The organism is Nocardia transvalensis (assembly GCF_015477765.1).
GTDB lineage: Bacteria > Actinomycetota > Actinomycetes > Mycobacteriales > Mycobacteriaceae > Nocardia > Nocardia transvalensis_A.
This window is the reverse complement of record NZ_JADLQQ010000006.1, coordinates 568,556-590,149: the sequence shown is the minus strand read 5'-3', so window position 1 is coordinate 590,149 and position 21,594 is coordinate 568,556. Positions and strand designations below refer to the sequence as shown.

Annotated in this window: 22 protein-coding genes; 15 read left to right on the top strand and 7 right to left on the bottom strand. The window is 68.4% G+C overall.

The window, feature by feature from the left end:
- Positions 1-59: 59 nt before the first annotated feature.
- The 7 genes from IU452_RS20755 to IU452_RS20725 all read left to right on the top strand — a co-directional run bounded on the left by IU452_RS20755 (position 60) and on the right by IU452_RS20725 (position 5,364).
- Complete coding sequence (locus IU452_RS20755; RefSeq protein WP_195110739.1) at positions 60-1,577, top strand: AlkA N-terminal domain-containing protein; 1,518 nt, start codon at positions 60-62, stop codon at positions 1,575-1,577.
- Positions 1,574-2,092 carry a methylated-DNA--[protein]-cysteine S-methyltransferase gene (locus IU452_RS20750; RefSeq protein ID WP_195110738.1) on the top strand — a complete coding sequence of 173 codons (519 nt, stop codon included), beginning with the start codon at positions 1,574-1,576 and terminating at the stop codon, positions 2,090-2,092. Before IU452_RS20755 ends, IU452_RS20750 begins: the two co-directional genes overlap by 4 nt.
- A gap of 617 nt (positions 2,093-2,709) precedes the next feature.
- Positions 2,710-3,066: a hypothetical protein gene (locus tag IU452_RS20745; protein ID WP_195110737.1), complete on the top strand. Its 357-nt coding sequence runs from the start codon at positions 2,710-2,712 to the stop codon at positions 3,064-3,066.
- Entirely contained in the window at positions 3,020-3,541 is a 522-nt protein-coding gene (locus IU452_RS39205) for a DUF6879 family protein (protein WP_324192722.1), read from the top strand. Before IU452_RS20745 ends, IU452_RS39205 begins: the two co-directional genes overlap by 47 nt.
- A complete protein-coding gene (locus IU452_RS20735) occupies positions 3,538-4,377 on the top strand; it encodes a helix-turn-helix domain-containing protein (RefSeq protein ID WP_195110735.1) in 840 nt (279 codons plus the stop codon). Before IU452_RS39205 ends, IU452_RS20735 begins: the two co-directional genes overlap by 4 nt.
- 161 nt (positions 4,378-4,538) lie before the next feature.
- Positions 4,539-5,030, top strand: coding sequence for a nuclear transport factor 2 family protein (locus tag IU452_RS20730; RefSeq protein ID WP_195110734.1), 492 nt, complete (start codon positions 4,539-4,541; stop codon positions 5,028-5,030).
- Positions 5,031-5,154: 124 nt separating this feature from the next.
- On the top strand, positions 5,155-5,364 hold the full coding sequence (locus IU452_RS20725; RefSeq protein ID WP_195110733.1) for a hypothetical protein: 210 nt from the start codon (positions 5,155-5,157) through the stop codon (positions 5,362-5,364).
- 16 nt (positions 5,365-5,380) lie between these two features.
- Here the strand turns inward: IU452_RS20725 and IU452_RS20720 are convergent, their stop codons facing one another.
- Together IU452_RS20720 and IU452_RS20715 are read right to left on the bottom strand one after the other, a co-directional pair.
- Entirely contained in the window at positions 5,381-8,785 is a 3,405-nt protein-coding gene (locus IU452_RS20720) for an AAA family ATPase (RefSeq protein WP_195110732.1), read from the bottom strand.
- Positions 8,782-9,960, bottom strand: coding sequence for an exonuclease SbcCD subunit D (locus IU452_RS20715; RefSeq protein ID WP_195110731.1), 1,179 nt, complete (start codon positions 9,958-9,960; stop codon positions 8,782-8,784). Before IU452_RS20715 ends, IU452_RS20720 begins: the two co-directional genes overlap by 4 nt.
- 224 nt (positions 9,961-10,184) lie before the next feature.
- Between IU452_RS20715 and IU452_RS20710 the strand changes: the two genes are divergently transcribed.
- Both IU452_RS20710 and IU452_RS20705 read left to right on the top strand, forming a co-directional pair.
- Positions 10,185-11,321, top strand: a complete 1,137-nt coding sequence (locus IU452_RS20710; protein ID WP_195110730.1) for a DNA recombination protein RmuC — start codon at positions 10,185-10,187, stop codon at positions 11,319-11,321.
- Between the two features lie 58 nt (positions 11,322-11,379).
- Positions 11,380-12,192 carry a DUF6542 domain-containing protein gene (locus tag IU452_RS20705; protein ID WP_195110729.1) on the top strand — a complete coding sequence of 271 codons (813 nt, stop codon included), beginning with the start codon at positions 11,380-11,382 and terminating at the stop codon, positions 12,190-12,192.
- 567 nt (positions 12,193-12,759) lie between these two features.
- On the opposite strand, the gene IU452_RS20700 is transcribed toward IU452_RS20705, so the two are convergent.
- Positions 12,760-13,764, bottom strand: a complete 1,005-nt coding sequence (locus tag IU452_RS20700; protein WP_195110728.1) for a 4-hydroxy-3-methylbut-2-enyl diphosphate reductase — start codon at positions 13,762-13,764, stop codon at positions 12,760-12,762.
- Positions 13,765-14,022: 258 nt separating this feature from the next.
- Here IU452_RS20700 and IU452_RS20695 point away from each other — a divergent pair, with 258 nt between their 5' ends.
- The 4 genes from IU452_RS20695 to IU452_RS20680 all read left to right on the top strand — a co-directional run bounded on the left by IU452_RS20695 (position 14,023) and on the right by IU452_RS20680 (position 16,652).
- Positions 14,023-14,676, top strand: a complete 654-nt coding sequence (locus IU452_RS20695; protein ID WP_195110810.1) for a lipid droplet-associated protein — start codon at positions 14,023-14,025, stop codon at positions 14,674-14,676.
- Positions 14,677-14,849: 173 nt separating this feature from the next.
- Positions 14,850-16,094: an exodeoxyribonuclease VII large subunit gene (gene xseA, locus IU452_RS20690; protein WP_195110809.1), complete on the top strand. Its 1,245-nt coding sequence runs from the start codon at positions 14,850-14,852 to the stop codon at positions 16,092-16,094.
- Complete coding sequence (locus IU452_RS20685; protein WP_195110727.1) at positions 16,081-16,311, top strand: exodeoxyribonuclease VII small subunit; 231 nt, start codon at positions 16,081-16,083, stop codon at positions 16,309-16,311. Before xseA ends, IU452_RS20685 begins: the two co-directional genes overlap by 14 nt.
- Positions 16,308-16,652, top strand: coding sequence for a VOC family protein (locus IU452_RS20680; protein ID WP_195110726.1), 345 nt, complete (start codon positions 16,308-16,310; stop codon positions 16,650-16,652). The genes IU452_RS20685 and IU452_RS20680 overlap by 4 nt, the downstream gene beginning before the upstream one ends.
- Before the next feature lie 15 nt (positions 16,653-16,667).
- Here the strand turns inward: IU452_RS20680 and IU452_RS20675 are convergent, their stop codons facing one another.
- Together IU452_RS20675 and IU452_RS20670 are read right to left on the bottom strand one after the other, a co-directional pair.
- Positions 16,668-17,237, bottom strand: a complete 570-nt coding sequence (locus IU452_RS20675) for an MFS transporter (RefSeq protein WP_228818294.1) — start codon at positions 17,235-17,237, stop codon at positions 16,668-16,670.
- Positions 17,238-17,280: 43 nt separating this feature from the next.
- Positions 17,281-17,880: a hemerythrin domain-containing protein gene (locus IU452_RS20670; RefSeq protein WP_195110725.1), complete on the bottom strand. Its 600-nt coding sequence runs from the start codon at positions 17,878-17,880 to the stop codon at positions 17,281-17,283.
- Between the two features lie 183 nt (positions 17,881-18,063).
- Between IU452_RS20670 and IU452_RS20665 the strand changes: the two genes are divergently transcribed.
- Positions 18,064-18,666: a TetR/AcrR family transcriptional regulator gene (locus IU452_RS20665; RefSeq protein WP_195110724.1), complete on the top strand. Its 603-nt coding sequence runs from the start codon at positions 18,064-18,066 to the stop codon at positions 18,664-18,666.
- 21 nt (positions 18,667-18,687) lie between these two features.
- On the opposite strand, the gene IU452_RS20660 is transcribed toward IU452_RS20665, so the two are convergent.
- Complete coding sequence (locus IU452_RS20660; protein ID WP_195110723.1) at positions 18,688-19,575, bottom strand: phosphotransferase family protein; 888 nt, start codon at positions 19,573-19,575, stop codon at positions 18,688-18,690.
- An 89-nt stretch (positions 19,576-19,664) separates the two neighbouring features.
- Positions 19,665-20,207 (bottom strand): DUF4245 domain-containing protein, encoded by a 543-nt coding sequence (locus IU452_RS20655; RefSeq protein ID WP_195110808.1) that lies wholly within the window; start codon positions 20,205-20,207, stop codon positions 19,665-19,667.
- Positions 20,208-20,520: 313 nt separating this feature from the next.
- On the opposite strand from IU452_RS20655, the gene glpX reads away from it, so the two are divergent.
- On the top strand, positions 20,521-21,564 hold the full coding sequence (gene glpX, locus IU452_RS20650; protein ID WP_195110722.1) for a class II fructose-bisphosphatase: 1,044 nt from the start codon (positions 20,521-20,523) through the stop codon (positions 21,562-21,564).
- Positions 21,565-21,594 lie beyond the last annotated feature (30 nt).

Below are 21,594 nucleotides of genomic sequence, written 5' to 3'. Positions count from 1 at the left end.
ACGTTCATGCTGCGGGGTAGCTGTCTGATTTCCGCTAGCGCGGAAGCGCTCGGGCTGACATGGTGGACTGCGTGAGTGCGAACGGTCTGGATTTCGAGCGTTGTTACCGTGCCGTGGCGACCCGCGACTCCCGCTTCGACGGGCAGTTCGTCACCGCGGTGCGCACCACCGGAATCTATTGCCGCCCATCCTGTCCGGCTATCACTCCGAAGCGCTCCAATGTGACGTTCCTGCCGACCGCCGCGGCCGCGCAGCAGAGCGGATTCCGCGCCTGCCGGCGCTGTCTGCCCGATGCGGCGCCCGGCTCGCCGCTGTGGAACACCCGGGCGGATCTGGCGGCACGCGCGATGCGGCTGATCGCGGACGGGGTGATCGAGCGCGGCGGGGTTCCGGCGCTCGCCGGTTCCCTGGGATATTCGCAGCGCCAGCTGACCCGGGTGCTGACCGCCGAACTCGGCGCAGGCCCGCTCGCATTGGCCCGGGCCCATCGCGCACACACCGCCCGGCTGCTCATCCAGACCACCCGGATGCCGATGTCCGATATCGCGTTCGCCGCCGGGTTCGCCAGCATTCGACAGTTCAACGACACCGTGCGCGAGGTGTTCGCGGTGAGTCCGACGGTCCTGCGCGAGGAGGCCCGCCGCCTGCGCGGGGACACGCTGCCCGCCACCAACGGCATGCTCACCCTGCGGCTGCCCTACCGCGAACCGCTGGACAGGTCCTGGCTGGAGTGGTTCCTGTCGTCGCACGCCGTGCCCGGCATCGAGCAGTGGGAGGACGGCACCTACACCCGCAGCCTGCGCACCCCGCACGGACACGCGACAGTGCGCCTGAGCATCCAGATCGGCCATGTGCGAGCAAGTTTGGCGCTGCACGACATGCGCGATCTGGCGCCCACGGTGGCGCGTCTGCGGCATCTACTCGATCTGGACGCCGATCCGGTCGGCATCGACGAATCGCTGGCGGCCGGTTTCCGCAGTGCCGAGCCGACATTCAGCCCCGGCATCCGCGTGCCCGGCTGCCTGGACGGCCCGGAGTTGTTGTTGCGCACCATGATCGGACAGCAGATCTCGGTCTCGGCGGCGGCCACCCACACCGCACGGTTGGTCGAGGCGCTCGGTGATACCGTCAACGGTCCGGTGCCCCGGCTGTTTCCGACCGCGGAGGTCATCGCCGAGCGCGGCGCCGAGGTGTTGACCGGCCCGGCGCGGCGCACCACCTCGATCCTGTCGGCCGCGCGGGCGCTGGCCTCCGGGGAATTGTCGCTGCACGCCGGGCGCACCGCCGCCGATGTGCGGCGCGATCTGCTGGCCCTAGACGGCGTCGGGCCGTGGACCGCCGACTACGTGACCATGCGGCTGCTCGCCGACCCGGACATCCTGCTGCACACCGATCTGGTGGTACGACAGGGCGCGGCCCTGTTCGGCATCGATCTGGCCGAGACCGCGCGGTGGGCACCGTGGCGGTCCTATCTGTCGATGCATATGTGGAAGCGGGCCCTCTCCGAACGGGCCTCGGTGAACGGCTCGGTCAATGGCTCGGCGAAGTCGAACGCGAAAGTAGGTCTGCCCCAATGAGCATCGCCGACCACGCCACCGTGGCCACCCCGATCGGCCCGTTCACCGCACTCGTCGACGCCGACGGCGCGGTCCTCGCCTCCGGCTGGACCACCGACGCCGAGGGTCTGCGCCTTTTGGTCCACCCGAGTCTGCGCCCGACCGAGCTGCGCGAGCGAGCTTCCCTCGGGCCGGTCACCCGGGCGATCGAGGCCTACCACGCCGGTGATCTTCTCGCCATCGACCACATCGCCGTCCGCCAGATATCGGGCCCCTTCCTCGTCCACGCCTGGGAGGTCCTGCGCAAGATCCCGGCCGGACAACCCGTCACCTACACCGCCTACGCCGAACTGTCCGGCCGCCCCGAAGCCATCCGCGCCGCCGCCAATGCCTGCGCCCGCAATGCCGCCGCCCTGTTCGTTCCCTGCCACCGCGTGCTGCGCACCGACGGGACGTTGGGTGGCTTCCGCTGGGGGCTGGAGGTCAAGAGCTGGCTGCTCGCACACGAGAACGATCGGGCTTCTGCCCGGTACTGATCGCAGGATCCCCTCAGTCACCCTCGGCATCCTCCCGGTCGATCCGTTCCCGAATGGCTTGCATAGACCTGTCTTGGGGATGCGCTGAGGCCAGAACGTCGCCACGACTAACGCTCCCAGCGGGATACCGATCACGATGAACAGGCCGACAGGCCACCCGAGCAAGTTCACGACGCCTCCGCACCGGTCTCGTCGTCACGGGCATCAGGCATCGGGGAGGCACTGCCGACGCGCCTGAAAAGCTCCAGGTACACGCCCGGACCGCTCTCCGGGTCGGAGTGATCCCCGTAGTCCCAAATTTCCAACACGCCCCCGGGAAACTCGAAAAGCCTTGTACACCAATTCATGTTCGGCCCCTACTCGGTCGTTGGTGAGGCGGCCCGGGGCCGGGAGCCGATCAGGTCGGAACCGTAGGGGCCGTCTGCAACCCGGTCCCTACGGGAGCTTCAACCAGCCCCGAGCGCCACATCCAACGCTAAGAAGCGACGAACGAGCCGGTCGAGGAGTTTGGAAGAACTTGCCAACATTGGTCGGTTCTGGTGTGGCCTGTCACGCGGTGGGCCACCATTGTTGAAGTGCGGCAAACAGTTGCACACGCGCGTACAGGAGGCAGAGCCATGTGCTTGCGTTTTCTCGGCAAAGGTGGGTCCGGTAAAGATGACTGTCCAGCGCTCTACGCCACCGACGACGGGAGTTATCTGATCATCGGCTGGCAGACGGGCTATGTCGGCACGATCGAAATTCCGCATCTCTTGCTGGGCTTCGTGGAGTCTCGAACGTTCATCGGGTCACCAATGACAGACACGGGCCGGGGCACCTTCACCCTGTCCGGTCGTGCCGTCACCGCCCCTGAGACCCTGGCGCAACTAAAGATGGAAGACTACGAGGAGGCCATCCTGGTGCCGAAAGCGGAGAGGACGTACTTCGGTGGAGTTCCGGCAGACTCGCGAGGTCTTGCGACATTGTCGAGATGAGGCGTTCCGTCTGGAAACTCGGGACTCCTACGGTGTGCCTTCCGAAAATGAGCCACTACAGCGGTTCTTGAACAAGGAGCCGTTCGACCTTCGGGCATGGTTTCAAGACTGGTACGACTTCGTACAGGAACTCGTGGCACGCGGCGTCGTTGTGAGCCGCGTGCGGGTGGTCAGTGTGCCTCACACTGACTATCAGCGTTGGCTGTTCTCTCTTGCGGCGCTGAACGTTGAGGCGGGCGAAGATATCCGATATCTTCCCCGGCGCGATGCCGGGGAGATTCCTACGGACGATTGGTGGTTGCTCGACAACGAACGAGTTGCGTATCCGCTCTCTGACGAACAGGGTAGGGCGGTCGGCGGTGTAGGAGTGACCGCCGACTCCCATATCGTCTCCTATTGTCGAGAAGTCAGAGAAAGACTTTGGCGGTTGGCAACACCATACGCTGAGTACGCACAGGTAATATCCCGCTCGTGAGCAGCTCGATTCAGGAGGCGCGGGAAGCTCTCGGCAAGCGCTTGCGCGAGATCCGCCGACGCGTCGGGATCACGGGCCGAGAGCTCTCCCGCCGCGAAGGCTGGCACGAGTCCAAGGTTTCCAAGATCGAATACGGGAAACTCCGGGCATCGGACGCGGATGTTCGTGCGTACTGCAAGCATTGCCGCGCGGAAGATCAGCTAGAAGACCTCCTGGCTACTGTCCATAACATCGACTCCGCGTATGTCGAATGGCGTAGGCACCTCGGGGCGGGCATCAAGTCGGGACAGCAAAAGACGCTGAGACTAGAGGCTGAGGCCAAGCTGATTCGCAACTATCAGCCGGCCATCGTGACCGGACTACTTCAGACTCCGGAATACGCCGAAGCAATGATCAGATGGGTGGCCGAGTTCTACAAGGTACCCGACGACGTAGAACAAGCCGTAGCCGTACGGATGGAGCGGCAACAAGTCTTGTATCGGAGGGATCACCGTTTCCACTTCCTGATCGGAGAACAAGCGCTTTATACCACCGTGGGAGATGACCAGGTCATGATCGGACAACTCGATCGACTGCTGTCGGCTGGGAGCCTGCCCCGAGTTGCATTCGGGATTATTCCGATGACCGCTGACGCTCGTGTGTTGTTCAACAATTTCGTCATGTACGACAATCGGCTGGTCGCAGAAGAGGGCAGCACGGCCAAGCTGACGATTACCCAGCCTCGAGAGATAGCTCTGTACGGCCGGGCGTTCGATGTGCTGGCGAAACAGTCCGTTCCCGGAGAAGCAGCACGAGCGCTGATCCGCAAGGCTCTGGCGACACGCTCTCAACCATGACGGTAGGCATCGGCTGGCACCCTCGGCGGCCTCCGCTGGGGCTGGAGATCGAGAGCTGGCTGCTCGCCCACTAAGGGGCGCACAGCAAGGTCGAGGCATGAACGGATCGATCGGAATATTTGTCCAAGACACCGGCGTGCACGGGCGGCGACAGTGGTTTCATGAGCCGCAGTATCGTCGAGAACGCCTTCCAGGCGTTCGTAAGCAACGACCCTGACAAGATCTCAGCGGTCCTCGCCGAGGACGCCGAATGGCTGTCGCCTCCCGGGAACGCCACCGCCGTCGCGCTCGAGAGGACCAACCACATGGTCGGACGCGAGGCGATCGTGCGCTTCTTCGCCGAGGACTTCCCCCGTTTGTTCGTGCGTGACGTCGCCGTCACCGTCCACAGTCTCCGGGCCGACGCCGAGTGGGCGACCGTGGAGGCGACCGTGGCCGCCACGCTCTCCAACGGCAATCACTACGACAACGACTACTGTTTCGTCATCGAACTCCGGGACGGCCGCATCCACCGAGTCCGCGAATATGTGGACACGGCCCGCGGCAACCGCCTGATCTTCGATGGCCTCGACGCGAAGGGACACAACGGGGTCGGGTCCCGCCGCCGATCCTCAGGGCACAGCTCTCAAATGCCGCCCTCGCCGCCGACCTGACCGCGACCGATGACTACGCGCCGCCTCACCATAGTTTTGGTGGCACGCGCACGGGGCCTCGGCCAATTAGGCTGTGCCGCGGACGTATTCGGTAAGTGACGACGCACGGAACCAGGAGCCGATGATGCGCAGGACCGCCAGGCTGATGCTCGTGCTGTCCGGTGTGGCAGCGGTGGCAGGACTCGGAATCGGCGTGGCGGCGGCCGACGAGTATCCGGACGATATTCCCTGGGAGAGTACGGTTTCCGTGGAGCTGTGTGTTCAGGGCGGCGGGGTCGTCGATGGGGGCATCTGTGTCGGTGGCTCGTATCAGGGGTTCATCGTCGTGGGCTGAGCCCGGTTCGGCCCGCTCAGGCGACGATGGTTTGCAGGCGGGAGCCGGTGGGTTCGCGGATGACGTGCAGGCGGCTCGGGATGCGCTGGCGCATTTCGTCGACGTGGGAGACGACGCCGACCACCCGGCCGCCGGAACGCAATTCGTCCAGCACGCTCATGACCGCGTCCAGGGTATCGGCGTCCAGGCTGCCGAATCCCTCATCGATGAACAGGGTGTCGAGCACCCGGCCACCGGATTCGGCGGAGACCACATCGGCCAGGCCGAGCGCCAAAGCCAGTGAGGCCATGAAGGTTTCACCGCCGGAGAGGGTTTTCGACGGGCGAACCGCGCCGGTGTAGTCGTCGCGGATGTCCAGCCCGAGACCACCGCGGCGGCCGCGCGGGCCCGCCGCATCGCTGTGCACGAATTCGTAACGGCCACCCGACATTCGGCGCAGCCGCGCCGAACCGGCGACCGCGACCTCCTCCAGCCGGGCCGCCAGCACATAGGAGCGTAGCGACATCTTGCGGTTGTTCGCGCCGCGGCCCGCCACCACATCGGCCAGTTCGGACAGTTCCTCGTGGGCGCGCTGCATCGGAGCGATGCGGTCGACCGCGGCCCACAGCTGGCCGGTCAATTCCTCGAGCTGACCCACCCGGCGGATCGCCTCGGCATGTCCGGCGACGGCCGCGTCCAGGCGAGAGCGCGCCTGTGCGACAAGGGTTTCCAGTTCGGTGAGGTTACCGGGCTCGGCGTCGGCCGCGGCCTGGATCTCCGGTTCGGCGAGGACGGCCTCGGCATGGGCGCGCGCCCGATCGGCGGATACCAGTTCGGCTTCGATCCCCGCCTGCTGCTGTGGCGTCCGGGCGGCGGCGTCCACCACCTTCGCGTAGGCCGCCAGCACGGCGTAGTCGGGTTCTCGGGCGTCCTCGGCGACGACCACATCCGTGCCCGAGACGAGGCCCGCCGACAGCGCCGACTGTTCGACGCGGCGGGCCGCGGCGGTGACTTGCGCCCGGGCCGAGGCGGTTTCGGCTCGGGCGTCGCGCACTGCGGTGGCGTCGGCGACCAGCGCCTCCAGCCGGGCACGGCGGCGTTCGACCGTACCGTCGGCACCGGCGGCGGCCCGCAACCGCTCGGTGAGTTCGGCCAGGCGGCGGTCGGCGGCGACGATGCGTTCGGCGACCGCGCTGCACCGGCTGTCCAGATCCCGCAGTTCCTCCTGCAGGGCGGTCTCCTCGGTGCGCAGGCGGGCGAGTTCGACGGTGAGGTCGTCGTGGCGGGTCGCGGCGGCGTCGGCGGCTTCGTAGCGTGCGGTGGCGGCGTTCAGGGCGGCGGCCAGTGCGGCCTTGTCACCGTCGCCGCCGCGTTCGACGAGCACCTCGATGCGGCGCTGCAGTTCGTTGACGCGGGTCAGCGCCCGATCGCGGGCGGCCTCGGCGAGGCGTTCGGCCGCCACCGCCTTCTCCTCGTCCTCCTTGGTGGCCGCGGCGTCGACCGGGCGAGCCGGAGCCGGATGCTCGGTCGCGCCGCATACGGTGCACGGCTGTCCCTCGGCCAGCGCGCCCGCCAATTCCGCTGCCATACCGGACAATCGGCGCTCCCGCACATCCAGCGTGCGTTCGCGGGCATCGGTGTGGGCAGCGCGGGCCGTCTCGTAGGCGGTGGTCGCCTGCGCCAATTCCGTGCGGTGCCGGACCAATTCCACCGCGGCGGTCGCCGCCGCCCGCAACCTCTCGCATTCGGCCGCCAATCCGGGCAACTCGGCCACCGCATTCGCCGCCTCGCGCAGCCGCACCTCGGCCGCCCTGATCGACTCCGGCAATCGCGCCCGCTGCGCGGACAGCTTCTCCACTCGCCCGGACAACTCGGCCTGCTCCCGCCGCATCCCGGCCAGATCGGCCGTCAGCCGCCGCGCCGACTCCGCATCTGCCCGCACCTCATCCAACGCCCCGATCTGCGCAGTCCACCGCTGCACCGCCGCCTCGATTCCGAGCGCCTCCGTCGGCCCGGACTCGGTACTACTACTCGCCGTTGCAACATCGAGCGAGCGGCCGCTGCCGAAGTCCGGGCCCCCGGTCCGCACTGGGCGATCCTCCGCCCGCCGCGAACCCGGATCGGCAATGGTCGACGCACCGATCGAGAAGAGTTCGAGTTCGAGGGGCTCGTCTACCGCTGCGTCGGTGCGGGTTTCCGCCGAGTCGGTTGTGCCGTGCAGCGGCTCGTCATCGGGTGTTTTCGGTCCGCTGGGCTGCGTCTCGTCGGCATCGGGATGGTCCCCGGATCCGGTGCGCGGGATGGCCAGCAGGTCTGTGAACCAGTCGGTGTCGGCCAGCTCTGAATTGGCCAGATCGGTTGCGGCCCAGCTAGTTCCAGGTAGCTCGGTGCTGGCGGGCTCGAGCAGGCGGGTGGCGAGCCGTTCGGCGAGGCTGCGGGTGTGGTCGGTGCGGCGGCGGAGGGTGACCGCGGCGGCGCGGGCCTCGGTCAGGGCCGCGGCCACGGGTTCGGCGCGGCGGGCCTGGTCCAGTTCGGATTGCAGGGTGGTGCGGCGGTCTGCGGTGGCGGCGTATTCGGCGAGTTGGCTGCGGGCCGCCGCCAAGCGGCGGTGCAGGTCGTGCAGTCGGCGCTGTTCCTCGGCGGCGGCGTGGGCGCGGGTCGAATCCTGTTGGCGCAGCTGCAGTTCGGCCGCCGCCTCGGTCGCGCGGGTGCGGGCGGTGGCGAGCAGCTGCTGTGACCAGTCGACCGCTTCCAGGGGGCCGACGGTTTCGGTGGCGCCCACGCCCGCGGCCACGCCCACCTGGGCGACGAGCCGGTCGATGCTCTGCCGCTGCACCTCCAGCTCGGCGGCGCTGTCGCGGCGCTGCTGGGCCAGCCACTGTTCGGCGGTGCCGAACCGCTCTGTGTCGAAAAGCTTTTCGAGTAGTTTTTCGCGATCCTCGTTGTCCGAGCGGAGGAATCGCGCGAAGTCGCCCTGCGGCAGCAGCACCACCTGGAAGAACTGATCGGCGCTCATCCCGAGCAGCCGGTTCACCTCGTCGCCGATATCGGGGATGCGCGACAGATTCCGGCCGCGCCCGTCGAGCCATTCCAGGGTGGCGGCGGCCTGCTCCATGCGGAACCCGGTGCCGCGCTTCTTCGGGCGCTGAAACTCCGGCGAGCGGGTCAAGCGCAGTCGCCGTCCGCCGAGCGTCGCCTCCAATACCACCCGCGGCGGCGTCTGCGGGTCGGCGTGATCGGAATGCAGCCGCTTGCTCTCGCCGCGCGCACCGGGCACCCGGCCGTACAGCGCGAACGCGATCGCATCCAGCACCGTGGTCTTCCCGGCGCCGGTCTGGCCGTGCAGCAGGAACAGGCCATCGGCGCCCAGCTCGTCGAAATCGACGGTCGCTGTCTCGGCGAACGGGCCGAAGGCGGTCATCTCCAGCCGATGCAGCCTCATGCCGTGAGCTCTTCGGCGACCTGCGTCGTGGCGGGTATCTCCGCAGCCGAGGTGGCCGCCGCCGCCAGCGCGCGCTCGACCCACTGCATCTCTGTCGGCGAGGGTTCGCCACGCACGTCGCTGAGGAAGCTGTGCGCTACTTCGGTGTCGCGGCGGCCGTGCACCCGCTCACGGTAGCGCAGCTCCGGATTGCCTTCCGGCCGAACCCATTCCACGTGGACGGCATGCGGGAACCGCTCCCGCAGCCGGCGCAGGGCATCGACGGGGCGGGCATGGTCGGTCAGCGTGGCCGCCACGTAATGGCCCTCGGCGTCGGCGTGGGCCGGGTCGCTCAGCAACTGGTCCAGCGTTCCGGTGAGCTGGCTCAGGCCACGGACCTGCGGCAGGTCGCGGCGCTCGACGGAGACCAGTCCGTCGGCGTCGAAATCGAGCAGCCACACCGCCTTGCGATGGGAGCGTTCGGCGAACGAATACGGTAGCGGTGAGCCGGAATAGCGCACCGAATCGGACAGGGTCTGGGGTGAATGCAGATGTCCGAGCGCCACGTAGTCGATGCCGTCGAAGGCGCGCAGCGGAACCGTCTCCACCCCGCCCACCGAAATCGACCGCTCCGAGCCGGTCGCCTCGCCGCCCACCACGAAGGCATGGGCCAGCACCACCGACCGGGAGGCGCCGCGGCGTTCGAGGTCGGTGCGGATGCGGCTCATGGCCGCGTCGAGAATGTCCGCATGCGAGCGGGCCTGCGGTACATCCAGTTCGGCGCGTGTGATCTCGGGCTCCAGGTACGGGATGCCGTAGCAGGCGATCTCGCCGTGCTCGTCGGACAACAGGACCGGGCGATCCACCTCGGCCACCGTTGTGCGCAGATGGAGGCCACCGGCGGCCGCGAAACTCCCCAGCGCGCCGAGTCGGGTCGGCGAGTCGTGGTTGCCGGAGGTGGCGACGATCACGGCTCCGGCCGCGCGGATGGCCTCGAACCCGCTGTTGCACACCGTGATCGCATCCGCACTCGGTATCGAGCGGTCGTACACGTCTCCCGGCAGCAACACCGCGTCGACCCGCTCGGCGGCCACGATCTCGGCAATGGATTCCAGCGAACGTGCCTGGTCGGCAAGCAGATCGACACCGTGGAACGTGCGCCCGATATGCCAGTCCGACGTATGCAGCATCCGCATGCCGCGAAACCGTAGGCCATCGCACCGACAGAACCGAAACCGGCAGGCCGAACCTGTCGCAAATGCGCCGACAGGTTTGCGAGGGGTTGGCGCCGACAGGTACGCGGGACGATTCGCGCCCACAGGTACGCAGGGACGGTTGGCGCCGACAGATGCGACGAACACGTGCTATGTGATTGCGACCTCCCGGTACTTGTCGGTGGGATGGGGCACTATCTGCTTTCATGACCGCACCGATGCTGTTTGCGCTGCTGTTGGTGTTTTGTGCCGGGGTGGGGCTGGGGTGGCTGGGCCATGCCGCGCGGGCGGGACAGCGGGCGGCGAGTGCGGAGGCGCGGCTGGCGGCGCTGCGGGATAACGAACGATTACTGCGGCAGTCGCTGAGTGCGGCGAGCGAGGATGCGGCGCGGCGCAATTCGCACGCGATCGGGTCGCTGGTGGAACCGCTGCGGGAGGCGGTGGGTGCGCTGAATCAGCACATCCAGCAGGTCGAGCACAGCCGGATCAACGCCTATTCGGGATTGCGCGAACAGGTCGCGGGCATGCAGCGGGTGTCGCATCAGCTGTCCACCCAGACCGGCCAGCTGGTCTCGGCGCTGCGGGCCCCGCAGGTGCGCGGCCGGTGGGGCGAGATTCAGTTGGAACGCGTGGTGGAGTTGGCCGGTATGTCGCGGCACTGCGATTTCGCGACCCAGGTCAGCCGATCCGGAAGCGACGGCGGGGTCCGGCCGGATCTGGTGGTGCGGCTGGCCGGTGGGCGGCAGATCGTCGTCGATGCGAAGGTGCCGCTGACTGCCTACCTGGACGCGAGTGCCGAGAGCGATCCGCGGCTGCGTTCCGAGCACCTCACCCGGCACGCCAAACATCTGCGCGCGCATATCGACCAGCTGGCCGACAAGGCGTACTGGACGGCATTCGATCCGACGCCGGAATTCGTGGTGCTGTTCGTCCCCGGTGATCCGTTCCTCGATGCCGCCCTGACCGCGGACACCGGTTTGCTGGAGTACGGATTCGGCCGCAACGTGATCCTCGCAACGCCGACGACGCTGATCGCATTGCTGCGCACGGTCGCCTACGGCTGGCGGCAGGAGGCCTTGTCCCGCGATGTGGCAACGATTCAGCAATTGGGTCGGGAGTTGTATGCGCGGCTGAGTACGACCGGGCGCCATCTGGATCGGCTGGGCTCTCAGCTGGGCAAAGCCGTCGAAGCCTTCAACCACACCGTGGCCGCGGTGGAGTCGCGTGTGATGGTGACCGCACGCCGACTGCACGATCTCGAGATCGGGGATCGGGAGGTGCCGACGATCCGCCCCGTGGAGGCGTGGCCGCGTGCCGTCGCCGATACCGACACCAGCGACTGACCTGCCCTTCCGCACGGCCTCGACACACGGTTCGGCCGAGACCGATAGTGTGCTTTACGTGGCAGCTACCCAACGCGACCGATCCGAGGTGCCCGCATCGCACCGATCGATCATGCCGACGGTGCCCGGCGTCCCGGCCGGTGCGGCGGTACTGATCGCGGTGGCGTGCACGTTCATCGGGTTCTTCATCGATGCCGGCAACAGCGGCAAGGAGCTGACCCATGTGTTCGCCGCGTGCTACATCCTGGGATGTGTGCTGGCGGCGCTCGTGGTGCGCTATCGCGGCCTGTTCACCGCCATGGTGACGCCGCCGTTATTGCTGTTCGTCTCGGTTCCCCTGGCCTATCAACAACTGATCGGCCGCAGTTCGACCTCGGTGAAGGACATCCTGCTGAATCTGGCCATCCCGCTGGTGAACCGCTTTCCGACGATGGCCGTCGCGACCGTGCTGGTGCTGATCATCGGCGGCATCCGGGTGGTGCTGCACCGCCGCGAGCCCGGTTCGGGCCCGGCCGGTGCACGCTTCCGCAAGGGTGATTCGTGGGGGCCGCGGCCGTCCGCGGCCAACCGTGCCCGCCGCAGCCGCTCCTCGGCCACCGGCGATACCCCGCGTCGCCGTCCCCGCTCCGAGGCTTCCGGATCATCCAAGTCCGACCCGGACGCGACGCCGCGGACCACGCGGCGCACCACCGGACGGGCCGCCGAACGCTCGCCGCGAGTCTCCCCCGCATATCCCCGCGCCTCCGAACGCGCCGCGGCGGGCGATCCGCCCCCGCGCCGCAGCCGGACCCAATACAGCGGCGACGTCCCCCCGCATCCGCGCCCGAACGTCCGCTACCGCGAACGCGACGCGGGCCGTATCGAGCGCTGACGCACCGCACCGGCACTGCCCGCCGGGCGGTACGCCGCGCCGGGTGAACCCCTCACTCCCACACCCGGACTCACCGCCACGCTCACCCACCCCACGCGACGGCGCATCTCGACGCCGGCTCACCCCACCGACGCCCTGCCTTGTCCCACACCCGACCATCGCCCCACCCCCGAACCCCGTTACGCCCCACGAATTCACCCCGCCCACAACGAAGTCGCCCAGCACCACATCCCGAACGACCCCTGCGGCAGCCAGCACTACCGGACTTACGCTTTGCCCGTGCGCTACCACACTCGCGCTACAGCGCCCGCGCGTCGCTTCACGTCGTCGGGCCCGCGTCGCTTCACGTCGTCAGGCCCGCACATTCCTTCGGGCCGCCGAGGCAGACAGCCTTTCGCGCCGCCGAGGGCACACAACCTTCCGGGCCGCCGAGGCCACACAACCTTCCGGGCCGCCGACGCCACACAACCTTCCGAGTCGCCGACGCCACACACCCTTCCGAGCCGCCGACGCACACATCCCCGTCTTCGCACGCCCCCAGGCGTGCGAAGACGGGGTATGCGGGGGTCAGCTGCGGGCGGGGCGGAGTTCGCGGGGGAGGGCGAAGACGAGGGTTTCGTTGGCTGTGGTGACCGGCTGGACGTCGGCGTAGCCGTGGTCGGCGAGGAGGTCCAGGACGCCGCGGACGAGGATTTCGGGGACCGAGGCGCCGGAGGTGACGCCGATGGTCCGGACGCCGGAGAACCAGGCGGGATCCACCTCGCGGGCGAAGTCGACCAGGTAGGAGGCGCGGGCCCCGGCACCGAGGGCGACCTCGACCAGGCGCTTGGAGTTCGAGGAGTTGCGGGAGCCGACCACGATCACCAGATCGCATTCGGGGGCCATCGCCTTGACCGCGGTCTGGCGGTTCTGGGTGGCGTAGCAGATGTCGTCGCTCGGCGGATCCTGCAGGTTCGGGAACTTCTGGCGCAGCCGCTGCACGGTCTCCATGGTCTCGTCGACCGACAGGGTGGTCTGCGACAGCCAGATGACCTTGTTCTCGTCGCGCACGGACACACCGTCCACCGCGTCCGGACCGTCGACCAGCTGTACGTGCTCGGGCGCCTCGCCGGCGGTGCCCTCCACCTCCTCGTGGCCCTCGTGGCCGATGAGCAGGATGTCGTAATCGTCGCGGGCGAACCGCTTGGCCTCCTGGTGCACCTTGGTCACCAGCGGACAGGTGGCGTCGATGGCGTGCAGGTTGCGGGCCGCGGCCGCCTCGTGCACCGCCGGAGACACCCCGTGGGCGGAGAAGACCACGACGGCACCCTCCGGAACCTCGTCGGTATCGTCGACGAACACCACGCCACGCTCGCGCAGGGTCTCCACCACATGCCGGTTGTGCACGATCTCCTTGCGGACATAGACCGGCGCACCGTGCTTGTCCAGCGTCCGCTCCACGGTCTCCACCGCCCGATCGACACCGGCGCAGTAGCCCCGCGGCTCGGCAAGCAGCACCCGCTTGGTGGCCCCGGTCACATCCGACCCGGCCGACCGCGCGATTCCGACGTTCAAGGGGATAGCCGACGACATGGCCCCCAGCTTACGTGCGCGGGGCAGACCCACCACCGGGAGCGTGCGACCCTCCCGAGACATCTTCGATATCCTCGCGGGAGCGGCAACCATTCTCGGTCGGGGCCGCAACGACTGATATCGCGAGTACATGGGTAACTCGCCGGGTACGCCCAGAACCCAGCCATGCACCCAACGCAGGACCTGTGACCAAGCCGACTGGCACTCGGCTTGTACGGCCTGAAGACGCGGAGAGGCGGATGAGCCTAGCCTATGACCATGTTTCGACCGCCTTTTATTGCCCGCGTCGCCGCCGGGGCCGCCGTCTATGTCATTGAGGAAACTCGTCGGCTACCCACGGCCGCAATGAATTTCCCGATCACCGCCATCAGCCAGCTGTTGCAAACGACGATGCATGCACAGCAGTTCGTGACCAGCCTGGCGCTCAAGGGCGACGCCGTTTTCGACCGCCTGGCCAACCGCCCCGTCGAGCAGCCGGAGTGGGCGACTTTCGATGAGGATATCGCCCCCGAGCAAACCGTCGGCATAGGCCCGGAACCGGTTCGGGCGAGCCGCTTCGATCTGTATTCCGAACCCGAACCGATCATCGAACCCGAGCCCGTCGCCGAAACCGCACCGGAGCCGAAGCCCGCCGCCGAAACCGAGGCGATCGCCGAGCCGGAACCCGGCACCGAAACCCCGGCCGCCGCAAAAGCTTCCACCAACGGCCGCAGTGCCGGGACCGTCGTCGTGCCCGAGGTGGCCAAGCGTTACGACTACGCGAATATGACGCTGGCCCAGCTGCGTGCCCGCCTGCGCGTGCTCAGCCTCGACGATCTCGCCGCCCTGCTCGAGTACGAGCTGCAGACCCGCGACCGCGCCCCGTTCGTGACGATGTTGACCAACCGGATCGCCACCGTGCAGGCGAAGTGACCGACCCCCGTTCGCAGACACCGGCCGGCCGGGCCGATGCGCCCGGCGCGGCGGCCGTCCCGACCGCAGATGCGGCGGGAAATACGGGAGGTAGCGCTGCGGGAAATACGGCAGGTGGAGCTGCGGGAAACACCGGCGGCAGACCCGCCAATTCGGCCGAGCATCCGTGGCCGGTGCGCAGCATCGCCATCAAGGTGGCGCAGTGGATCGACCGGCTGGGCAGCATCTGGGTGGAGGGTCAGATCACCCAGATCAATGTGCGGCCGGGTGCGCGGACGGCCTTTCTGGTGCTGCGCGATCCGGCCGCCGACATGTCGCTGTCGGTGACGTGTGAATCGGAACTGATCCGCAACTCCGCGGTGCCCCTGCAGGAGGGCAGCCGGGTCGTGGTGTTCGGCAAACTCTCCTATTTCACCGGCCGCGGAACGATTTCCTTGCGAGTCACCGAGATCCGTCCCGTCGGCATCGGCGAACTGCTGGCCCGGATCGAGCGGTTGAAGGCCCTGCTGGCCGCCGAGGGCTTGTTCGATCCCCGGCTCAAGCGCCCAATTCCGTTCCTGCCCAAGACGATCGGGCTGATCACCGGCCGGGCGAGCGCGGCCGAACATGACGTGCTGACCGTCGCCCGGCAGCGCTGGCCCGCGGTCCGGTTCGAGGTCCGCAACACCGCGGTGCAGGGCCCGACGGCGGTGCCGCAGATTCTGGACGCGCTGGCCGAACTGGACCGGCATCCGGATGTGGAGGTCATCGTGCTGGCCCGTGGCGGCGGCAGCGTCGAGGACCTGCTGCCGTTCTCCGACGAGACGCTGTGCCGGGCGATCGTGACCGCGACGACCCCGATCGTCAGCGCGATCGGGCACGAGCCGGACAACCCGATCTCCGATTACGTCGCCGACCTGCGCGCGGCCACACCCACCGACGCCGCCAAGCGCATCGTCCCCGACGCCGCCGCCGAACTGGCGCTGATCGGCGAGTTGCGGGATCGGTCGGCCGCGGCGCTGCGGGGTTGGGTCGATCGCGAGGCGCGCGCCCTGGAGCAGCTGCGCTCCCGACCCGTGCTGGCCGACCCGCTGCGCGGGCTGGAGCAGCGGCACGAGGAGGTGGAACGGCTGCGAATCGCCGCCCGTCGTGCCGTCGACCACTGCCTCACCACCCAGTCCACCGCCACCCGTCACCTGCGCGAGAAGCTGACCGCCGTCGGCCCGGCCGCCACCCTTGCCCGCGGTTATGCGGTGGTGCAACGGGTTTCGGGCAAGGAGCGGCACGTGATCCGCACCGTGGCCGATGCACCGCCCGGCAGCCAGCTGCGCATCCGGGTCGCCGACGGCGCGGTCACCGCCGCCGCCCTCGGCAGCGAATCCTCGACCACACCCACCGAGCGAGCTTCGGGGAAGGAGTCCCACGATGACCGACGATGACCTCGCCGAGATCGCGACCTTCGGCTACGAACGCGCCCGCGACGAACTGGTCAACGTCGTGAAGATGCTGGAGCAGGGCGGTATGGATCTCGATGATTCGCTGGCGCTGTGGGAGCGCGGCGAGGCCCTGGCCAACCGCTGCGAGGAACATCTCGCCGGGGCTCGCAAGCGCGTGGAGGACGCGCTGTCTCGCCGCGACGCCGGGGAGCAGCAGTGACCATTCGCCGCGTGGTGCCCGACCATCGGACCGCCGATATGGAGCGGGCCCGCGACTTCTATCGGCGGCTGGGTTTCGAGGAGGTCATGGATCTCGGCTGGGTGGTCACCCTGGCCTCGCCGTCGAATCCGACCGCCCAGGTAATCCTCTTCGACGCGAATGCCGATGAGCCGCAACCGGATATGAGTGTCGAGGTCGACGACGTCGATGCCGTGCACGCGACCATGGCCGAGTCGGGCGCCGAGATCGTCTACACCCTGCGGGACGAGCCGTGGGGCGTGCGGCGCTTCTTCGTTCGCGATCCGGACGGCACGATCGTCAACGTCGTGAGCCATCGCTGACCAGCAGCCGACCGATCAGGACCCGTGCGGCACGTTGATCCAGAAGATCCACTCCCAGCCCGGCCCGTCGGAGAGCAGGCCGCCGAGGATCACCCCGGCGATCGAGGCGATGCCGGCCAGCGATCCCCACATGCCGAGCGCCTTATTGTGTTGCGGCCCTTCGGGAAAGGTGTCGGTCAGCAGCGACAGGGCGGCCGGAGCGATGAGCGATGCCCCGAGGCCCTGGAATCCGCGCGACACGATGAGCATGGCCGCGTTCACCGCGAGCCCCGATGTCAGCGACGCCAGGGCGAAGACGACGAATCCGGCCCGCAGCACCCGGCGGCGACCGTACCGATCGGCGATACGCTCGCTCAGCAGCAGGAATCCGCCGAGCACGGTGCCGTAGGCGGTGACGATGTAGTTCAGGCTGACCTCGGACATGCCGAGATCGCGCTGGATCGACGGCAGCGCGAGGTTCACGATCGATACGTCGGTGAAGACCATGAACTGGCCGATACAGAGGAAGGCCAGGATCGCCCAGGCCGAAACATGCGACCGGATTTCCGTCCCGTCCGGCGGGGCCGTCGTGGGGCCGAGGGTCATTGCACAACTCCTTGCTGAATCCGAGAGGGCGAGGCGAGGGCGCTCAGCGGCGGGCGGTGCGCCGCTGGTAGCGGGGATTCCAGACCAGGCGGTACAGCAGCCGGACCGGCGGTGGCAGGACACCGAGAACCGCGTGCCGCCGGGGTTCGGCGGCCGCATCGAGCAGCCAGGGCAGGAATGTCGCGGCACCGACCTGCCGGCGCTGCGCCTTCCCGAAGGTGGCCCATTCGTCCGGTGTCAGCACCTGTTCGATGAGCGGCAGCGCGGCGCGTTCCTCGTGGTCGAGGTGTGCGCACAGCACCGGCTCGAGATCCTTCAGCAGCGCATGCGCCTCCGAGAGCCGTTGCGCACCGACGGCTTCGGTGATCGCGGTCATGATCGGGTCGAGTGCGGCGTGCTCTTCTTCCATGGCATCGAGCAGTTCCAGCTCGGCGCCGTCGATGACCTTCGCTCGCAACACCGGCCACAGCACCTCGTCCTCGGCGGTGTGATGGACGGTCAGGTACTCGCTGAACGTGCGCCACCGATCGCACAGGACGGCCGGATCGGTGGTCGACGACATCCGGCGCACGTCACGGCGGAAGGCGTCGTGCGCGGCGTACATCATCGTCAGGTCGAGGGTCGGCTGGGTGGTTGTCGCCACGGGAAGGCCTTTCGGGTCCGGTCGAATCCGCTTCGGGACAGAAGTTCGGAACAAACTGTTCCGTATCTATGGAACATACTGCACCATAATGAGACTGTGGTGCAAGATGCTCCGAAACCCGATGGCACACTGACGGGTGGAGACCGAACCGCCACGCGAGTATCCGAGCCGAAACGGAGATTCATGCCCCGCCCGAGCGCCCGCGGGCTCACCGAACGCGGTCCCGACCCGCGAACGGTGCGCAGCCGCGCCGCCGCGCTGAGAGCCGTGCGCGAACTGCTCGTCGAACAGGGCCTGCCCGGCGTGACCCACGCCGCGGTGGCCGCCCGCAGCGGTGTCGGGCGCACGACGCTGTACCGGCACTGGCCCGATACCACCGCGATGCTGCAGGACGCCGTCAGCGAACTGGTCGTGAACGCCGCGCCGGAGCCCACCGGGGAACTGCGAGCAGACCTCATCGCCCTGCTCGAGAGCCTGCGGACGCTGCTGCATCAGCCCGCCAGCGAACGCGCGATGCGCACGTTCATCGAGCGATCCGGTGTCGATCCGGCGTTCACGAGGGCCAAGGAGCATCTGTACATCGCCGGGTCGGCCCGCCTGCGCGAGATATTGACCGCCGCGACCGATCGTGGCGAGCTGGACACCGATATCGACGAGGATCTGGCCGTCGGGCAGCTCGCGGGGCCGCTGTTCTATCGGCGGCTGCTGGGCGACCGGGAAGTCACGGCCGACTACGTCCGCAATGTCGTCGACGGATTCCTGCGCATGCACGCACTCGCGACATAGATCCGCCGCCCGGCACGTCCGTCACGCGATGGTGCGCACCAGCCGATCGTGCACGGCGCGCCAGATGTCCGGGGCCAGCTCGTGTTCGGCGAGCATTTCGAGCATGCGCACCACTTGCAGGTATCGAATGCGCCGGATGAGAACCGGATCCGACGGGTCCATACCCGCGCCGGTGAGGAACTGCGGCCAGGCGGCGGGCGGCACCTCGGGACCGGCGAAACTCACCGACCACTCCCACCAGGCGGCGTCGAAGAGCGGGTCGGCCAGGCGCACCGATTCGACATCGACCAGGCCGGTGATGATGCCGCCGTCCACGAGGAGGTTCACCGGCGCGAAATCGCCGTGCGCGAGTACGACCGGGCGCCCCTCGAACAGGTCGGGCAGATCGTCCAGGACGGCCTCGAGGGCGGCGCTCTGCGCGGCGGTCAATCCGGGTGCGAGGCATTCGGCCCAGGCGTCGGCGCGCGCGGCCAGGTAGCGCGGCCGGGCCCAGACATCGTCGAGTTCCAGGTCGGGGCAGTGCAGTTCGGAGAATGAGGCGAGCAGTCGGCCCGCGGCACGGGCCAGGGCGGGAAAGCGAGAGGTGGTCGGGCCCACCTCGGTGCTCGCGGGAACGGGGACGCCGGGGAGTGCCTCGAACACGATCCAGGGCGGGTCGGCGTCGAGGTCGAAGCGGCGGATCTGCGGTATAGGGATCCGCTTGTGGGCGGCGGGTTCTCGCAGTGCCTGCAGTACTCGCACGCCGCGCTCGGCATCGGCGCGACGGCGGAAGCGCTGCACCACCACCCGGGTGCGGTCGCGGAGGGTCACCGTGTCGGTGCGGTTCTGGGACCCCCACTCGGCGGGCGCCACACCGCTGACGGGTTGTCCCAATGTTTCCTCGAGCCAACCGAAGTCCGCGCGATCCACCGATCAACCGTATGTGCCGCCTCGCGGTTCCGGCACTCTTTTGGCCGGAATCGCGACCTCGTCGTTCCGGCGGCTGCCTTCGGCCCGAATCAGGGCTGGAGGGGAGGGGCGGTAGCTACTGCGGCCGCGAGGGTCGTGTAGGCGCCCTGGTTGCCTGCGCCCTTGATCAGGACGCGAACCGGGCCGAAGTCGGTGATCCAGGCCGGTTCGGTGCCCTGGACGTGGAAGACCGTCCAGGTGCGGTCGCCGACCTTCTGGGTGCCGCTGGGTGAGCGGGTGTTCTCCACATGGTTGGCCAGGGCGTCCATGGTGGCGTTGGACTGGGTCAGCTGCATGTAGGTGCCCTGCGGGGTGATGAAGCCGACCGTGCTGACCGCTCCCCCGCCGTGTCCGGTCACGGTGTCGCGACTGCCGGAGTTGGGTTTCCAGTCCGCGGGCAGGCTGGGCTCCCGGATCGGGAACGGCAGCGTGCGCGCGTCGTCCTTCAGGGCCGCGGAGAGATCGAAGTTCGGGATCTTGCCCTGCGTCGGCCCGCTGGTCGACAGACTGCACTGACTGGCGAGCGCGGCGAACACCACGCAGATCAGCACCAGAGGAATCAGAGACCAGAACAGATCCCGGTAGTCGTTCATGATCCGCGGCTTCTGAGACACGCCAATCAGTATCCACGCGAGATCCCCGTCTCAGCGCGCTGGGGCGCGCTGAGACGGGAAACGAGGAACGCCGCCGTCAGGACGATAAACAAGGGCCGCGGTCGTGGAGGTTCGCTGGAGCGCCCGGCACTGCCCGCATTCCCCGTCTTCGTGCGCCCTGGCGCGCGAAGACGGGGACACTTGTGAGTAGGGGCACGCCCCCATACGGAATTGGAACGGCAGTACCTGATTAGGAGAGCAAAGCATTCTGAGACAATTCACCCAGCAGTAGACGACCTGAGGAGGCATCGCCATGACGGCATCCAAGCCCGCATCCAGCCGCCGGGAGGCTCCGGACCGCAACCTCGCGATGGAGCTGGTCCGGGTCACCGAGGCCGGCGCGATGGCCGCGGGGCGCTGGGTGGGCCGGGGGGACAAGGAGGGCGGTGACGGTGCCGCGGTGGACGCGATGCGCCAGCTCGTGGCCTCGGTATCGATGCGCGGCATCGTCGTCATCGGCGAGGGCGAGAAGGACGAGGCGCCGATGCTCTACAACGGCGAGCTCGTGGGTGACGGCACCGGTCCGGAGGTCGATTTCGCCGTCGACCCGATCGACGGCACCACCCTGATGTCGAAGGGTTCGCCCGGTGCCATCGCGGTGCTGGCGGTGGCCGAGCGGGGCGCGATGTTCGACCCGTCGGCGGTGTTCTACATGGAGAAGATCGCGGTCGGCCCGGAGGCCGCCGACGTCATCGACCTGTCCGTCCCGATCGCGGAGAACCTGCGCCGGGTCGCCAAGGCCAAGAATTCCTCGGTCTCCGACCTGACCGTCTGCATCCTCGACCGCCCCCGCCACGCCCGCCACATCCAGGAGGTCCGCGACGCGGGCGCCCGCATCCGGTTGATCTCCGACGGTGACGTGGCCGGCGCCATCGCGTGCGCCCGCCCCGAGTCGGGCACCGACGTGCTGATCGGCATCGGCGGCACCCCCGAAGGCATCATCGCCGCGGCCGCCATGCGCTGCCTGGGCGGCTCGCTGCAGGGCAAGCTCGCCCCGAAGGACGACGAGGAGAAGCAGAAGGCCATCGACGCCGGTCACGACCTGGACCGCATCCTCACCACCGAGGACCTGGTCTCCGGCGAGAACGTCTTCTTCAGCGCCACCGGCGTCACCGACGGCGAACTGCTGAAGGGCGTGCGCTACTACGGCGGCGGCGCCTACACCCAGTCGATCGTCATGCGCTCCAAGTCCGGCACGGTCCGCATGATCGACTCCTACCACCGCCTGACCAAACTCCGCGAATACTCCTCGGTCGATTTCGTCGGCGACGAACACGCAGTCCCACCCCTCCCCTGACCCCGGCGAAAAGCACGCCGGGGAACGAGG

Excerpts from the sequence above, each read along its gene's own strand:
- IU452_RS20745 (WP_195110737.1), top strand. The coding sequence starts at position 2,710 with ATGTGCTTGCGTTTTCTCGGCAAAGGTGGGTCCGGTAAAGATGACTGT.
- IU452_RS20685 (WP_195110727.1), top strand. The coding sequence starts at position 16,081 with ATGACCGACGATGACCTCGCCGAGATCGCGACCTTCGGCTACGAACGC.
- IU452_RS20710 (WP_195110730.1), top strand. The coding sequence starts at position 10,185 with ATGACCGCACCGATGCTGTTTGCGCTGCTGTTGGTGTTTTGTGCCGGG.
- glpX (WP_195110722.1), top strand. The coding sequence starts at position 20,521 with ATGACGGCATCCAAGCCCGCATCCAGCCGCCGGGAGGCTCCGGACCGC.
- IU452_RS20730 (WP_195110734.1), top strand. The coding sequence starts at position 4,539 with ATGAGCCGCAGTATCGTCGAGAACGCCTTCCAGGCGTTCGTAAGCAAC.
- IU452_RS20750 (WP_195110738.1), top strand. The coding sequence starts at position 1,574 with ATGAGCATCGCCGACCACGCCACCGTGGCCACCCCGATCGGCCCGTTC.
- IU452_RS20725 (WP_195110733.1), top strand. The coding sequence starts at position 5,155 with ATGCGCAGGACCGCCAGGCTGATGCTCGTGCTGTCCGGTGTGGCAGCG.
- IU452_RS20695 (WP_195110810.1), top strand. The coding sequence starts at position 14,023 with ATGTTTCGACCGCCTTTTATTGCCCGCGTCGCCGCCGGGGCCGCCGTC.
- IU452_RS20720 (WP_195110732.1), bottom strand. The coding sequence starts at position 8,785 with ATGAGGCTGCATCGGCTGGAGATGACCGCCTTCGGCCCGTTCGCCGAG.
- IU452_RS20675 (WP_228818294.1), bottom strand. The coding sequence starts at position 17,237 with ATGACCCTCGGCCCCACGACGGCCCCGCCGGACGGGACGGAAATCCGG.
- IU452_RS20755 (WP_195110739.1), top strand. The coding sequence starts at position 60 with ATGGTGGACTGCGTGAGTGCGAACGGTCTGGATTTCGAGCGTTGTTAC.
- IU452_RS20715 (WP_195110731.1), bottom strand. The coding sequence starts at position 9,960 with ATGCGGATGCTGCATACGTCGGACTGGCATATCGGGCGCACGTTCCAC.
- IU452_RS20665 (WP_195110724.1), top strand. The coding sequence starts at position 18,064 with ATGCCCCGCCCGAGCGCCCGCGGGCTCACCGAACGCGGTCCCGACCCG.
- IU452_RS20655 (WP_195110808.1), bottom strand. The coding sequence starts at position 20,207 with ATGAACGACTACCGGGATCTGTTCTGGTCTCTGATTCCTCTGGTGCTG.
- IU452_RS20700 (WP_195110728.1), bottom strand. The coding sequence starts at position 13,764 with ATGTCGTCGGCTATCCCCTTGAACGTCGGAATCGCGCGGTCGGCCGGG.